Here is a 14,646-nt window from a genome sequence, read left to right as displayed (position 1 = left end):
TGCTTGTGTTGAGGTATCGTCAACTTCTTAACGTTTTTGAATGGTCTCAACGTCTATCTGCGTAGTTGTCCAATCTGAGTCAACCTCTCCTCGAATCATTACGGTATCTTTTGGTGTCACTTCTTGACCCATCCAATCTTCGTTGTCGATCTCTACTTCGATTTCACCAGTGTTGTCTTTGAACAAGTAAGTCTCGTTACCAAATGATTGAACAATATGCCCGGTTAGCACTACAGCGCTGTCGTCGGTTGCGTTGCGCGCCTCTTTCACCGTATTGATTGCACTGACTTCTGGGCCATTAAACGCGGCGAAAGCCGAGCTTGAAAGTAGGGCAAGCATGGATGTTAACAATACTCTTTTCATTATCCTCTCCTGATATTAGAAGTAATAAGTTGTGCCTACATTAAAGGATGCAGTGTTTGCGTAGCTGTCTAGTTGGTATTTTGCGTTTACACCTATGGTGAGCTGCGGGAAAATTCTGTATTCCGCACCCACTGAGAACATTGCGCCTAGCTCGTTGTTTTTCTCCGCGCTATGGAAAAGCGTGTTGGTCATTTCCACATCGTCGTTCGTGACAAGTTCGTATTCTTGATGTTTAGAAACCTTGGCGTTGTATTCCGTGTACGTTAGACCCGCTTTGAATTTTGTTGTCCATTTATCATTTAATGCATAGTTAAACACAGGAGCCAACGACACTTGCTTGGCTTTGATTGACGCATCCCAATCCATTTCATGATGGTAATCTTTGCCATCGATTGACTTGATACCTAGGTTTTTTGAACGACTATCATCAAGGTCAAACTGGCTGTAACCCAGTTCCAATGCCCAGTTGTCATTAAATGCGTAACCGACAAAGCCTGAGAAAATACCGTCTTCAAGCTCAGGGTTGAGTGTTACGTTGTCAGTTGAAAAGTGAGGTTCCAAATCATGGTCAGTGGTGCCTAGTCCATATTCCAGACCTACATAAGGAGCCGCAGATACCGAAACTGAGCAGGTAACAAGTAACGCAAGAAGTGTTTTGTTCATTTTATTTTGCCTCTTCAAATCAACTTAGTGAGTAGAAGCGCATTTTGTGTGAAGAAGCGTGAAGCGATCGTGAAGAAACGAAAAAATGTTTAGAAAAAAGAGCAAGGGGCGATAACCGAGGGGCGGTTTGAGTGAACAAACACCAAGCTCTTTATATAGAGTAAGTTAAGTTGCTGCGACGTAACACACCGCAAACGGGACATTAAGGCGAGTAAACTCTTTGATCCAACGCCATTGGTTATCCTGGAGTTTATCGCCAGGGCCTTTCACTTCAATCCACTCGAACTCGTTTTCTTTAAAAGCAATGAGATCCGGCATCCCATTACGGTAAAGCTTAAGGTCGCTCAATTGTATTTTGAACAGCGCCATCAGCATATTGGTTGGGATAGTGTTGAGTGCTGTTTCGAGTAGCTCTTTACTTATTAAATTCCAATGTACAAATGGATTACTGATGCCAAACTTCTCATCGTATTTTGTCAATAACATCTGGGTGTTGCCCGCTTCTAGTTCGGCAAAAGCGGTGTCTATCAAAGCTTGGCGCTTGGTAACAAAATCCGAGTGATATAAATCTAAAGGACGGTGTTGATAAGCGTTAATGAATGCCCCTTCAATAGGAGCAAAAATCGCATCCCAAAAAGTGAGACCAAGTAATGCATTAAGCAGTGCATTTTCGGCGTAAAATACAGTCCAGCCTAAGGACTCAAAATACGCTTTGCTGGCGAGTTCGACTCTCTGTTGAGATAAATCCAGTTCAAGGCGGTATTCCGTACAGGTTGGCTTCGTCACTCTTGGCACTTTCTCGCCTTGTTTTCGTTTTAACCGTTGCTCAAGTTTTTGTGCAACTTCGATCTCAGACACATCGATCGGTGAGTTAAGCATATCTGTGACAATGTCACAAAATAAATCATCATGGTTTAATTTGTCATAGATACGTGCGCGTCGTTCTCGGCTCGGTGTGAGTTGAGTTTGGCCAAATAGATATAGGGCGGTCTCTAGATCATTAAGCCGTTCGTAATCACGTGCTATGTCATTCAACATGTGCTCGCGTTTACGATCTACGTAACGGTGTTTAACGGGCTGAGGCATTGCCTCAATTAATAAGCCGAGATTGGCTTTGTCTTTTCGGTCAAATTGCCAGTACAGGTTGGCCAACTGGCTCAGTTCAATTAAGCGGTCTATTTGCTCACGTGAATCAAAGAAACGGCGCACTTTACTCAATTGATATTGCTCGAACTGATGCAAACCTAAGTCATCAAGCACAAACTGACTTAAGTCTTGATGGGTGTTGGCAAAAAACAGAGTGAGTAACACGTCGATCATATGAGCAGAATTGAGTTTGACGATCGTAAACTCAAGCCGCTCTATACGATCAAATTCCGTATTACTCAAATGTTCGACAAGGGCGTCTTTCTTGAGTGATTTCGGCAGTTCGGGATAAAGCGCGGAGATTTCTGGTTTGGTCAGTAAATTAGCCGCTAACTCTTGATGAGAAAGGGGTGGGGAAAGGGCTACAAACTCATGCTGACTCAATTCTGCCAGTGCTTCATTGATAGAAGGTATTTCTTGATAACTCAGCTTATCACTTCGAAACCAACATCCCTTTCGGCTGTATAAACGCACCAAAAGGCACTGGGTGTGTTTGCTCAAAGAATCAAACGAGCAAAGCCATGCGTGTTCTTCCTTGGTCAGTAAATCGCTGTACCAAGTTACTGCGTGATGAGTCAGCTTAAAGAAGTTCTCTAGATAGTAGTCTGGTGCAAGTTCGATAGGGCTTTCCATAAACGACCGATAACAAAAAAAGGCTTAACCCATAGGTTAAGCCTTTTTGCTATCAAATCAATTCGCAATTATGCGTTTTTTAGCTGTGCTACTTTCGCTTCAGACAATGGCTTAGTGATGAACGCAAGTACGATACATACTGCCATCATTGCCGAAGAAATTGTGTAAGCCAAGGTGTAGCCGTCGCCATTTGTCATCGAGAAACCAACAACCGCTGCGCCGATTGCACCACCGATACCCCATGCTGTGTAAAGTACGCCGTAGTTAGTGCCGTAGTTTTTCAGACCGTAGAACTCAGCCGTTAGAGTAGGGAATACCGCTAGAAGTGTACCGTAACCTACCGCTGCGATTGCTGTACCGATGATCAGTGTAAACTCAGAGTCGAACGTCGCGAACAGCACCATGTTTACGCCTTGTAGAACGAACGCAAGTAGAAGCGTACGAACACCGCCGATTTTATCTGCAAGCATACCCGCGGCAACACGACCGCCAGAGTTAAATACAGCAAGAATAGACGCTAGGTAAACCGCGTTTGGCAAGTTTGCTTGAACGCTTGCGATTGTCGTGATGTTACCGATGATCATTAGACCAACAGAAGCTGCAAACGCGTACATGATCCATAGAGAGTAGAACTGTGGCGTTTTCAACATTGCTTTCCAAGTTAAGTCATCTGACTTTTTCACCGCTTTAGGTGCTTGGCCTTCTTTTACTTTAGGCTCCGCAGGTATGTAGTCTGCTGGTGGGTTGTTGATGGTTGCTGCAAGAGGAACCGCAATCGCTAGGATACCAACACCAAGAACCATAAAGCTAGTTTGAATGCCCATGCTGTCTATTAGCGCAGAAGTTACTGGCGCAAGGTAAATAGCCGCTAGACCAAAACCTGCCGCAATAATGCCGTTAACCATACCTTTCTTCGAAGCGTGGAACCACTTCATTGCAGAAGGTGATAGGCATGCGTAACCAAAACCGATACCTGCACCTGTGATCACACCGAAGGTAATGTTCAGCATGAGTGGAGTGTCAACAAAGCCAGACGCGATCATGCCCAGACCTGTAAGAACAGTACCTAGGATAAGGATCATTCGAGGGCCCATGCGGTCTTGAAGAATACCTGCAATAAGAAGACAGATAGAGAAAGTGATGGTTGCAGTTGCGTAAGGTGCAGAAGCTTCTGCAGCACTCCAGCCTGATTCAGTTACCAGTGCCTTGTTGAATACACTCCAAGCATACAGGATGCCAAGACAAAGGTTGATACAGAACCCTGCTAACAGGATGCGCATAGCTTTATCAATCTTGCTCATTTTTATTCTCAGTTTTTCCTCTTATTGGCAATGCCGCAAAGAAGGTTGGTTTAAAGATGTTTTTTCTCAAAATTAGTTTGCGTTTTTCAACGTTTAACGCAATGAGCGCGGATTATAACCAATAAATATGTGATTGGAATCTCTTTTTACGGTTACTGATAAAATAATTTGCAACATTAAAAGTGGATGTGAATTCATGGTTTTGTATGTAGTAAGAACGTTGTAAAAAAGTGATATTTTTTGTTCGCTAATAACGAATGATGAGTCAAGACAGAGAGGTTTTACGCTGTTGAGTGCACAGTTCACATTTCAAATAAAAAATTTCAAAATGTTTCCATGTTAACCATCTGTAACAAAAATGGCGAATTTATCATCTAACTGTCGTAAGTATCAGATGCAAAGGGTTTCTTAATTTTTAATTGTTAACCTTTTGTAATAATTGAAGCTGATTAGCTTTTATGTTCATTAAGTGAGCAAAAAAGTAACTTGTAATTGCTGATTTTAGGCGCAGAATATAGTGAAAAATGAGTTTTCATTTATGAAGGGATGCTTTTTAGATTTGTTGTGAGGTGACTTATGAAACTGTTCCTATTACTCATGGCTTCGGTATCCGCTGGTATCGCATCAGCAGACCACATCCATTCATTTATGTTGGGCTTATCTATTGCTTCTTTAGCTGTAGGTAGCTGTTATTTCTTCGCATTTCGCAGCTCGCGCTTTCCACAGCTTGCTTTATTCCTACTCATTTGCGGCATGCTTTCTAAGTTGACGATAACCGTAGTCGGTGTGATGTGGGGAATGTCCGCGGAATTAATCACGTCTCCAATCGTATTCGCACTTTCATATTTATTCTTTTCGCTTGCCGTTACCTACTTATGGTTTAGCTACAGAGAGAGCATCACTAAGATTCCTGACCGATTTAAGTCAGCGTAAATCAACACATTAGAATAAAAAAAACGCCAGCACATTTGCTGGCGTTTTTAATTAAACGTAATTTTGTTCGGATATTGCTTTTAGTTTGATCGTGGCAATACCGTTAGGCACTCATTGGAACAAGCACCATAGTACCAATAATCACCGTGATAAGGCCTGCTAGAACTGGAACGGATGTGCGTTTTACAACCTCAAACGGGCTGATGTTTGCCATACCTGATGTCGCAACGATTACGCCAGATACTGGTGAGATAGTACGGCCTAGGTTTGATGCTTGAAGCATCGGGATAATTAGGAACGCAGGGTTTAATCCCATTTTAGCAGCTAAAGATGGTGCTAACTCCACGAACGCATAGAAAGGCGCGTTACCCGAACCCGTTGCAATTGCTGCTGCAACTGTCAATGCAGTTAGAATAAGCATTAAAGCAACGCCGCCTGCACCAGCATTATCTGCTAGATGAAGTAGGTTATCGATAGCACCGATAGACATCAGACCTTGTGCAAAAACCCCTGCGGCAACCAAAAGCATCACAACGCCTTTGAACGCGTCAGCCATGCCTGCGTAACAAGAATCTAAATCTTCTAGTGATTTCTTACCATCGAACTTATTTACAACATAATGGATCAGAGCTCCAAGGAAAATCGAACCAACCACAATAGTGTAGATGTCTAGACTAAGTCCTGGAATGGTACGACCGTTGAATAGGAAAACGCCGATGATAGGTAGAAATGGAAGAGCTGCATAAAACGCTGGTGCGTCAGCTTTGATCTCTGATACATCAATTTTTTCCATTGGCGTATTTTCTTTCTTATCTAAGTATTTGTTCCAGAAGAACGCTGCCGCTGCCATGACGATGATTGCGCAAATAGAAACAGGCAACACAGTTTGTACCGCAAACACATCAAGCTCTAAACCAGACTTTTCTGCTGCGATAACAACATCACCAGAAGTAGGAGAAAGGATGATTGCCGCTGGAGAGGCACACACTGCAACGGCTGCTGGACGAGAAATGCCCATCGCGACCATCATAGGGAATAGTGTCGCCATTAATAGTACGCCAAGGCCTGTTGCAGAACTTACCGCAAGAGACATTAAACACGCCACAATGTAAGCCGCTACCAAAAGGACGTAAGGAGACTTGATGACAGAAAGCGGTTTAGAGAACTGTTTCACTACCACGTTGTTCGCGCCGATATGAGTCATGTATGACGCAAAACCACAAAGCAGCATGATTTGCATACCAAGACCGCCACCGCGGTATTGAAGCATGTATTTCACGTATTCAAGCGCATCTGTCACCATGTTACCAGTTGAGGTGATTTTTGACGGCAGCACGTCGTGCCCCAAAACGCCAGTCATAAGAAGTAAAGCAATACCAGCTGTCAGTAACACGCCCGCAGCTTTATAGCCTTTGACAATAAAGTAACCCACCGCAATGGTAACCACTAAGCCAATTAAGAGCTCTAACATAGGGATCTCCGAATGTTATGTAAAAAAGAAAGAAACTGTTTCAGTTTATGACAAGGAATTTACAGAATTCTTAGCTGTGGCACGAGACAAATATGGGGCTTGCATGATCTGAGACAAATAATAATTTAATAAATAATTTCGTTAGATTGTATTGTTGGAATTTGGTTTTCTAAGTGTTATATGCTGGTTTGAAGCTATTTATAGGAAGGAAAATATGACTAGGAAAGTGAATGAATAATGAGTGAATTGATTCACAATAGGAAAAAGACTTTACTCAATAAGCAATTATTGGAAAACACTCTTCACAACAAAAAAGCTTCGCGGAAGCGAAGCTAAGTAATCGTAAGAATGAGGATAAACTATGCGTATCGACGAACCATAAGGTTCCAACTACGTTGCTGCCGTTCGAACTCTGCTTTAATTTGCTGGTACTTCATTTTCGTTACAGAACATTCGTATTTTTTTACCACACTGGCAGTTTTGGCACCGAGTACTTCTTTGCGCATCTCGTAGTATTCCTGCATGTGATGAACTAGAGTATCAAACTCGTGCTGTAGTTGATCGAGGATCGTTTGCGTATTCGGTTTCGATTCTAGCTTTTCTCTTGCTTTCTTCAAAAGTTGACTCGCACGGGCTTTTTCAATTCTAAATGTAGGCGTTGTGCGCAACTTAGATGTGAGTCCTAGCCAAGAACATGACTTTATCAACCACTTCGTTGGGTCGTAATGCCACCAATACACGCCATTGCGATAGTCATTCTCGAAAATATGATGGAAATTATGGTAACCCTCTCCAAATGTGAAAAAGGCGAGTACACCATTATCGCGAGCAGTGTTTTTGTCTGTGAAAGTTTGCTTACCCCAAATATGTGCGAGGGAGTTAATGAAAAAAGTCGTATGGTGACTCATAAAGAGTCGAGCCGCACCAACGACCAATAACATCCCCCAGATATCACCGTAGATCAGTCCGAGCATGACTGGGAAACCAATATTAGTCAGTAGGGCAAGTGGAACATAATACTTATGCTGCCACATGACGATTTTGTCGCGCTTTAGATCACGGCAGTTTGTATATTCGTTTTCCTTTGATTTATTGTAATCACGTAACATCCACCCAATGTGAGAATACCAAAAACCCCGCTTGGCTGAGTACGGATCTTTATCGTTATTGTCGACATGTTTGTGATGCACACGATGATCAGAAGACCAATGTAATGCACTATTTTGCAAAGAAAATGCTCCTCCAATCGCAAAAATGGCGCGCAAAATAGGATGAGCTTCGTATGTTTTGTGGCTCCAGAGACGATGATAGCCTGCTGTAATAGAAAGGTTAGTAAAACTAAATGCAATCACTCCCCAAATTAGATGTTCCCAACCCAGTCCAAAATGATATGCATACCAAGGCATTACAATAAAAGTTAGAACAAAACTGGCAGAAAATATTAATGTATTCAACCAGATAACAGGTGGTTTGTTTTGAGTCACAGGTGTATCCCTAACTTTGAGCTAACAACTGTTCGCCAGAATATCAGCGTACACATGTAAGTCAAATTAAAGTTAGACAAATGTGATGATTCCTTTGGGTGTAGATTAAGGAACTTGATGGGATATTTTGCTTTTAATTGAATAATGAGTAGTATTAAAAAATGAGCTCTGGCTTAAGGTGTATAAAATCTGCCAAGAAACAAGTGTTATAAAGGTGGAATATACCGAGACTCTATAAAGAAGCAAAAATGTAAGAAAATAGGAATACGTAATGGATTTACGATTAGCGGAATATAAGGACTACGAGCGCATTGCGCATCTTCATGCGGATAGCTGGAAGCGTCATTACCGTGGCATTCTTAGTGATAACTATCTTGAGAAAGAAGCGATTGACGACAAACTACTGATTTGGCAAACCCGTTTGACCAACCCACCATTCAATCAGCACATTGTCTTGGCGGAGGAGGGAGGTTTGCTACTTGGCTTTGTTTGTGTGTTCGGCAACCATGATTTCGAGCGTGGAACCTTTATTGACGCATTGCATGTTGATGACAGTTACCGTGGTCGTGGGATTGGTAAGCAGCTATTACTTGCTGTCGCAGAATGGCAACAGCAGTACTTTAAAGACACAGGTCTTTATTTAGAAGTTGTGTCGCAAAACATTTCTGCGATTGAATTCTATCGCCACATTGGTGGACAAGAGGATCAAGAGCGAACTTGGCGCGCACCTGATGGCAAAGAGGTGTTAGAAAAAGTATTCCGTTGGAAGAACGCCCAGTCATTAGTTAGTGGGATTGAGGAAAACGTGATTTACTCCTAACCTAGCGTTCTAAAACACTAGATAAGAGCAGTCTCAACACTGCTCTTTTTTGTTTATGCACCCTAACGTTATGTGTTATTAAAAGCTTTCTAGAAGTTAACCCCCATGGCTTTTAGTTCGAGCTCACATTGCTGAGCATTTTCAAACTGAATAGCAGCCATGCCAACTGCTCGGGCACCTTCAACATTGTAAGGCATGTCATCAAGAAATACTGTCTCTTCGGGGTTAAGCTGATACTTTGAAAGTAGAGTTTGGTAGATCTCCGCTTGTGGTTTTAGTAATTGAACTTCAGAAGAGATGATTGCTCCATCAAACAGTGGCCAAAACTCATAGGTAGTACGAAGATGTTCCACAATTTCGTTGATGTTGTCTGTGAGCGCATATACGCCATATCCGGCTCTTTTTACTCGTTTTAACAGCTCTATACTGCCGTAAAGTAATATTTGAGTGTGTTTTACATAATAAAAGAAGCGGTCCATTTCTTCCGTTGTTACTTGGTGTTCATGTTGATAACGCTGTTTTGCTTCCCTTTCGGAGATCGTCCCTTTATTTAGATCTTTCCAGATTTGTGATGAAAATAGCATCTGAGCCATTTTCTCTGACTCTACGGAACCACCAAATGTTAAGCGAACGACTTCTACTGGAGACCAGCGTACCAATACATTACCTACATCAAAAATGACATTTTTTATCTGGAAAGAATTCATGACACACCCCAAGCCAATTGTTTGTCACCGCGCTATATGCGGTGAGTGCTGTTTTTAAATTGTTGGAAAGCCGTGCCAAAGGCGCGACTTAAGTTTCTAGAACAAAATGAGATTAACATCCAATTGGATACAGAGCGATTATCGCAAAATTACACTAAACTATATGCAACTTTGTTTATTTGGTTGTAAATCAAGTGCAGCTGTCTTAAAAGATTGAAACTAAAGATAAGTATTGCGAGCTGTTTACGTCATTTCGCGCTGCTTATAAATGATGATTAATATATAATTAGTTAATAATAAAATGATAAAAGTGAATCAAAATCACACTATTGTGCGTCAGGCGGAGTAAGCAAAACAGATTATATGGACTCGATACGTAAGGTTTATCAATATGCAGAACCAAACCTAACTCTCGTTGGCTGGATGGGGTTTCTTGGCTTTCCGCTGTACTACTTTGTCTGGGAGTTTGCCTTTCCACAGGCTTATGAAAATTTACCTCTTAGATTGTTTTGCTCGTTATTGTTTTTCGGCATCATTTTTAGAAACCGCTTATCATCGACTTGGAGAGATTATGTTCCTATTTACTACCAAGTGACGATAACGCTGTGCTTACCGTTTTTCTTTTTTTATATGTTACTGATGAATGACTGGTCCAATGTATGGGTTATGTCGTTTATGTCTGCAATTTTCTTACACATTTTACTGGTTCATGTTACTAGGGTTATGTTTGCTCAAACCTTTGCAGGGATAGGTTTAGCAACATTCTTCGCTTGGGTTGCAAAAGGGTTCCATCTTGACTTGACCATGGATTGGACTCATGTGCCAATCTTTCTGTTTATTTATGTCTTCGGTAATTTGTTCTATTTTCGTAACCAAGTTGAACATGAAGCAAAAGTCTCGCTGGCAAAATCATTCGGGGCAGGGATTGCACATGAAATGCGTAACCCGTTGAGTGGGCTTTGCACTTCAATAGATGTTATCCAGTCGATCTTGCCCAACATGAAAGAGGCAGGAAAAGGGCAGTACGTCATGAGTGTAGAGGATGTCACCTTATTACGTGAAGTGAGTCAGGATGCAATGAACATTATCCAATCGGGTAATGAAACCATCGATTTATTGCTAACTTCGATTGATGAAAATCGAGTTTCTCGTTCTAGCTTCAAAAAATATTCAGTTCACTCGGTCGTTGAACAGGCAATTGAAAGCTTCAGTTATAAACGTGCCACTGATCGATTTGCCATATCGCTGGATGCGAGAAGTGAGTTTGAGTTTCTAGGTAGTGATACGTTACTTAAATACGTTATGTATAACCTCTTCAAGAATGCCTTCCATCACCGTAAATCTGAAGATTTTCACATACATGTATCCATGATAAGTTCAGAACGCTTTAATCAAATTGTTGTAACCGATAATGGTGCTGGCATTGCTCCTGATGTTCTACGCAATATCTTTCAAGACTTTTACACCACTGGCAAATCAGGAAGTTATGGTTTGGGTCTACCGTTTTGTAAAAAAGTCATGCGTTCATTTGGGGGGAACATTGAGTGTCAATCTCAGTTAGGGGAGTGGTCTCAATTTACATTAACTTTCCCACTAACGACATCTGATACCGTTACTGAAATCAAAAACGATCTGACTAAACTCAAAACCATTCTAACGGTGACTAGCCAAGATATCTTGGTGTCTAAAGTAACAGATATTAGCCGTTTTATGGGCTTTGACTCGACGATTTTAGATGCCAACCAAGTACTCAAAAAGAAAGAGTACGAGTTCGAATTCGATCTGATTTTTATCGATCTTGAGAGCTTAGATCCAAGAGCAAACCAATTGGATAGATTAGAATCTCTCTTGTCTTTCACTGAAGCACGCATCGTTTATCTTTTTGAGCATCATCCGACTCAGAGAGCACGCAAGGCTGCATATGAACCTATTTGGATCGAAACGCAAGCCTGGTTATTGAATACTAAACTAACTATTGAGCGTCTCTTATATGATTCAAGCTATGTATCGACACCAACGGCCTCGGTAACGTTAGATAATTCAAATAAGCGCACAATTATGGTCGTGGATGATAATGAATCTTTGCGTAAATTCACGGCAATGTTACTTGAAAAGCAAGGCTTTGAAGTGATTCAGAAAGAAGACGGGCAGCAGGCTCTGGATACACTAGAGCAAGAAGATGTTGATCTCATTCTGATGGATATCGAAATGCCAATTATGGATGGTGTAGAAGCGTCTAGGCGAATTCGAAGCTCGGATAAAAACTATGCGTCGGTACCTATTATTGCACATACAGGGGATAGTTCACCTGTCACGTTGGACAAAATTGGGTCTTCGGGTATGTCTGACTTCATCGTAAAACCGGCGGATAAAAATCGCTTGTTCGATAAAATCGCAAACTGGATCTAATCATTCGCGACTTGTTTTCTTGAGGCGAGTTGCTCACAACGAATAACACGAATAAAGAGCTCAGCAAAACTGTTGAGCTCTTTAGTTTTATCTACACACTAACTTACACAAACTCTAAGTCAGGGTGTGCAAATGCTTGTTGGCAGACAGTGAGTACATGATCAACTTCAGCAGCTGTCATGTCGGCATTGACTGAAAAACGGATGATGTTTTTGTTCCTTCCAGTTGCAGGGCGGCAAAACACTGCGCCGTAAACATTTCGCTCTTCGAGAAAATCGCGGACTCGCTCAGTGTTTCTCTCGTTGCCGCATTCTAATGCGATAATTTGTGATTCACTGCGAATAGTAAATCCAATGCGTTTTAAACCAACGGCTAAAGACTTGGCTCTTTCAAACAGAATATCTCGCTTATCATCTGATTTTCTTATGACGTCCAGTGTTTTCTCTAGCCGAATGATCTCTTGCGGTAATACGGTAGAACTAAATATTGCAGGGTACGCCACAAACGGAAGCGTCTTCGACAGTTTTTCTGGGCCTAAAATCGCGCCAGCACGATAAGCAAATGTCTTGGCAAGACTAACGGTAATAAAATCTACCTTATGAGTTAAGCCAAGGCTCTGCAGTATCCCCGCACCTTGTGGACCGTGTGTACCTAAAGAGTGTGATTCATCTACAACCAGGCCGCAGTCAAACTCCTGTGCTATTTCGTAGATATCACGTAGAGGAGCGATAGTCCCGATAGTGCTGTAAACCGAATCCACAACAATTATCCCTGAACCGTGACGTGAAATCTGTTTTCTTAGGTGGCTGGTGTTGTTATGCATGAACGGATGAATTTGTGCTCCGGCAATACGTGCGCCTTCCCACAAAGACATATGTGCAAAGAAATCAATGTACACAGGTATGTTCGGTGCACAAATAGTCTGCAATAAACCGACATTCGCAGCCCAACCAGATTGAGAAAGTAGACAACTAGGCATACCAACGAAACTGGCTAGTTGTGTTTCAAATACAGGTTTCGATTCATCGTCTTGTAAGAAAATCGCGGACATCACGACGTTGTCATCGTGCTGGGAAATCCCATCACGATGCGCGTTTTGAATCTCCTTATTATGAGACAGTGCAAGGTAATCATTGCTTTGCAGGACAACGGCATTACACGGTGGGCGTTTACCAAGAACAAGGTGTTTTTTGTTCTCATTCGGTTCGATTAGATCTTGAATATAAAAATCTAGGCGTTCCTCGATAAAGGAGGGAAGTGGTTTGCTTTGTATAGTTTCACTCATAATAAATCTCTTCTTCATATGGAAAAACGCCAGCGCTGACACTTATTCATATTGCGGATTTTGGGGAGAGTGTCACTAACCAGGTTGCATAAGTTTGCAGACCCTTGCAAACTCGACATTTGAGGGTTGGATGGTGGCTGTAACTCTATAGGGGCCCGGGGTCTAAACTAGTTTGTGCTTAAAGTTTATACGGCGATTTTTCGGTGTTTTTTCGTGCTTCATATCTGGGATTTTGGATGAGGAATATAAAGTTTGAAAAGTGAAAAAAATGGGCGCATTAGATAACAAAAAAGGCGCGAAAATCGCGCCTTGAAACATGAGTAGATAAGAGACAAGCTTATCGCTTATTACGTAAATAGCGCTTACGACGCTCTTCTTTACGCTTCGCTTTCTCTTCTTCTTTACGGGCGGTTTCAATCTCGACTTCAATCAGTTCTTGAGTGATCATTTCTGGGCGTTCTAATGTAATTTGGCCCAAAGTGCCTTGGCGAAGTTCGTGCAATAAGATCTCTGATACTTTGTGTAAGTCAACACGTCCACCAGCACGTAGTGCACCGCGGCGGCGACCAATTTCTTCCATGATCTCGATATCTGATTCTGGAAGCTCTTCAATTTGATAACGCTCTTTAAGCTTATCTGCATAATGAGCTGCTAGGTATTCAATGGTATAGAATGCGACTTCGTCATATTCCATCGCTGTATCTTTTACCGCGCCGGTAGCCGCAAGGCGGAAGCCACTGTGTGGATTTTCCACTTTTGGCCATAAAATTCCTGGAGTATCAGATAATACGATGCCATTTTGCAGGTTGATACGCTGTTGACGACGTGTAACCGCGGGTTGGTTACCTGTTACAGCGATTGTTCGGCCTGCGAGGGTGTTAATGATCGTCGACTTTCCAACGTTTGGGATGCCCATGATCATGGTGCGAATGTTTTTACCAATTTCTTCTCGGTGTGGGGCAAGTTTGCGGCAAAGCTCCATGATTCGATGCACTTCTTGTGGTTCAGAAGTCGTGATCGCCATTGCTTTTACATGTTGCTCTTGCTCCAAGTGCTCAATCCACAGTTGAGTTAACTCTGGATCGGCCAAATCACGTTTGTTCAAAACTTTAACGACAGGTTTGTCACCACGGATTTGAGAAATCAAAGGGTTTTCACTACTGAAAGGAATACGAGCATCCAGTACTTCGATGATCACATCCACTTGAGGGATTGCTTCTTCGATCTCTTTACGTGCTTTGTGCATGTGGCCAGGAAACCACTGGATTGAGTTATTAACCATTTGAATTTAATACCTTAATTTTTCTAATGCTCCAGCGGTTGTAAAAGTAGCAATGTGAATCTTGAGTGACACAATACTAGAACGCATTTTCTAAAACTGTGTTTACTTCAAGCTGCTCGAAACCGCGGAGTTGAGCTTTCTTTCATGTT

Annotated in this window: 12 protein-coding genes; 3 read left to right on the top strand and 9 right to left on the bottom strand. The window is 42.0% G+C overall.

All coding sequences use genetic code 11. The features are described 5' to 3' along the window. Positions 1-27: 27 nt before the first annotated feature. The 4 genes from NL626_RS19000 to NL626_RS18985 all read right to left on the bottom strand — a co-directional run bounded on the left by NL626_RS19000 (position 28) and on the right by NL626_RS18985 (position 4,106). On the bottom strand, positions 28-363 hold the full coding sequence (locus NL626_RS19000) for a YgiW/YdeI family stress tolerance OB fold protein (RefSeq protein WP_017635355.1): 336 nt from the start codon (positions 361-363) through the stop codon (positions 28-30). 15 nt (positions 364-378) lie between these two features. Then, positions 379-1,026: an AcfA family outer membrane beta-barrel protein gene (locus NL626_RS18995; RefSeq protein ID WP_054574626.1), complete on the bottom strand. Its 648-nt coding sequence runs from the start codon at positions 1,024-1,026 to the stop codon at positions 379-381. Positions 1,027-1,191: 165 nt separating this feature from the next. Beyond that, positions 1,192-2,805: a VRR-NUC domain-containing protein gene (locus NL626_RS18990; protein ID WP_253657647.1), complete on the bottom strand. Its 1,614-nt coding sequence runs from the start codon at positions 2,803-2,805 to the stop codon at positions 1,192-1,194. Between the two features lie 68 nt (positions 2,806-2,873). Continuing rightward, on the bottom strand, positions 2,874-4,106 hold the full coding sequence (locus tag NL626_RS18985) for an OFA family MFS transporter (RefSeq protein WP_253657646.1): 1,233 nt from the start codon (positions 4,104-4,106) through the stop codon (positions 2,874-2,876). A 576-nt stretch (positions 4,107-4,682) separates the two neighbouring features. Between NL626_RS18985 and NL626_RS18980 the strand changes: the two genes are divergently transcribed. Then, positions 4,683-5,039: a hypothetical protein gene (locus NL626_RS18980; protein ID WP_005376535.1), complete on the top strand. Its 357-nt coding sequence runs from the start codon at positions 4,683-4,685 to the stop codon at positions 5,037-5,039. A gap of 103 nt (positions 5,040-5,142) precedes the next feature. Here NL626_RS18980 and dcuC read toward each other — a convergent pair whose 3' ends face one another. Beyond that, complete coding sequence (dcuC, locus tag NL626_RS18975) at positions 5,143-6,510, bottom strand: anaerobic C4-dicarboxylate transporter DcuC (RefSeq protein ID WP_005376528.1); 1,368 nt, start codon at positions 6,508-6,510, stop codon at positions 5,143-5,145. Between the two features lie 359 nt (positions 6,511-6,869). Beyond that, positions 6,870-7,994, bottom strand: coding sequence for a fatty acid desaturase (locus NL626_RS18970; RefSeq protein WP_017821552.1), 1,125 nt, complete (start codon positions 7,992-7,994; stop codon positions 6,870-6,872). A 271-nt stretch (positions 7,995-8,265) separates the two neighbouring features. Between NL626_RS18970 and NL626_RS18965 the strand changes: the two genes are divergently transcribed. After that, positions 8,266-8,814, top strand: a complete 549-nt coding sequence (locus NL626_RS18965; RefSeq protein ID WP_005376525.1) for a GNAT family N-acetyltransferase — start codon at positions 8,266-8,268, stop codon at positions 8,812-8,814. Between the two features lie 89 nt (positions 8,815-8,903). Here the strand turns inward: NL626_RS18965 and NL626_RS18960 are convergent, their stop codons facing one another. Further along, positions 8,904-9,521, bottom strand: a complete 618-nt coding sequence (locus NL626_RS18960) for an HAD family phosphatase (protein WP_213968442.1) — start codon at positions 9,519-9,521, stop codon at positions 8,904-8,906. Between the two features lie 363 nt (positions 9,522-9,884). Here NL626_RS18960 and NL626_RS18955 point away from each other — a divergent pair, with 363 nt between their 5' ends. Further along, positions 9,885-11,930, top strand: coding sequence for a response regulator (locus tag NL626_RS18955; protein ID WP_253657645.1), 2,046 nt, complete (start codon positions 9,885-9,887; stop codon positions 11,928-11,930). A 103-nt stretch (positions 11,931-12,033) separates the two neighbouring features. On the opposite strand, the gene cqsA is transcribed toward NL626_RS18955, so the two are convergent. Together cqsA and ylqF are read right to left on the bottom strand one after the other, a co-directional pair. Further along, a complete protein-coding gene (gene cqsA / locus NL626_RS18950) occupies positions 12,034-13,215 on the bottom strand; it encodes an alpha-hydroxyketone-type quorum-sensing autoinducer synthase (RefSeq protein ID WP_213968441.1) in 1,182 nt (393 codons plus the stop codon). A gap of 337 nt (positions 13,216-13,552) precedes the next feature. Further along, positions 13,553-14,497 carry a ribosome biogenesis GTPase YlqF gene (gene ylqF / locus NL626_RS18945; protein WP_005376521.1) on the bottom strand — a complete coding sequence of 315 codons (945 nt, stop codon included), beginning with the start codon at positions 14,495-14,497 and terminating at the stop codon, positions 13,553-13,555. Between the last annotated feature and the right edge of the window lie 149 nt (positions 14,498-14,646).

Origin of the sequence: Vibrio sp. Y58_MX_L22 (assembly GCF_024181865.1) — a bacterium.
In the GTDB taxonomy this organism is placed as follows: Bacteria; Pseudomonadota; Gammaproteobacteria; order Enterobacterales; family Vibrionaceae; genus Vibrio; species Vibrio alginolyticus.
Note: the sequence above shows the minus strand (reverse complement) of the source record. Positions and strands in the feature narration are given on the sequence as shown.

Excerpts from the sequence above, each read along its gene's own strand:
- NL626_RS19000 (WP_017635355.1), bottom strand. The coding sequence starts at position 363 with ATGAAAAGAGTATTGTTAACATCCATGCTTGCCCTACTTTCAAGCTCG.
- NL626_RS18995 (WP_054574626.1), bottom strand. The coding sequence starts at position 1,026 with ATGAACAAAACACTTCTTGCGTTACTTGTTACCTGCTCAGTTTCGGTA.
- NL626_RS18990 (WP_253657647.1), bottom strand. The coding sequence starts at position 2,805 with ATGGAAAGCCCTATCGAACTTGCACCAGACTACTATCTAGAGAACTTC.
- NL626_RS18985 (WP_253657646.1), bottom strand. The coding sequence starts at position 4,106 with ATGAGCAAGATTGATAAAGCTATGCGCATCCTGTTAGCAGGGTTCTGT.
- NL626_RS18980 (WP_005376535.1), top strand. The coding sequence starts at position 4,683 with ATGAAACTGTTCCTATTACTCATGGCTTCGGTATCCGCTGGTATCGCA.
- dcuC (WP_005376528.1), bottom strand. The coding sequence starts at position 6,510 with ATGTTAGAGCTCTTAATTGGCTTAGTGGTTACCATTGCGGTGGGTTAC.
- NL626_RS18965 (WP_005376525.1), top strand. The coding sequence starts at position 8,266 with ATGGATTTACGATTAGCGGAATATAAGGACTACGAGCGCATTGCGCAT.
- NL626_RS18960 (WP_213968442.1), bottom strand. The coding sequence starts at position 9,521 with ATGAATTCTTTCCAGATAAAAAATGTCATTTTTGATGTAGGTAATGTA.
- NL626_RS18955 (WP_253657645.1), top strand. The coding sequence starts at position 9,885 with ATGGACTCGATACGTAAGGTTTATCAATATGCAGAACCAAACCTAACT.
- cqsA (WP_213968441.1), bottom strand. The coding sequence starts at position 13,215 with ATGAGTGAAACTATACAAAGCAAACCACTTCCCTCCTTTATCGAGGAA.
- ylqF (WP_005376521.1), bottom strand. The coding sequence starts at position 14,497 with ATGGTTAATAACTCAATCCAGTGGTTTCCTGGCCACATGCACAAAGCA.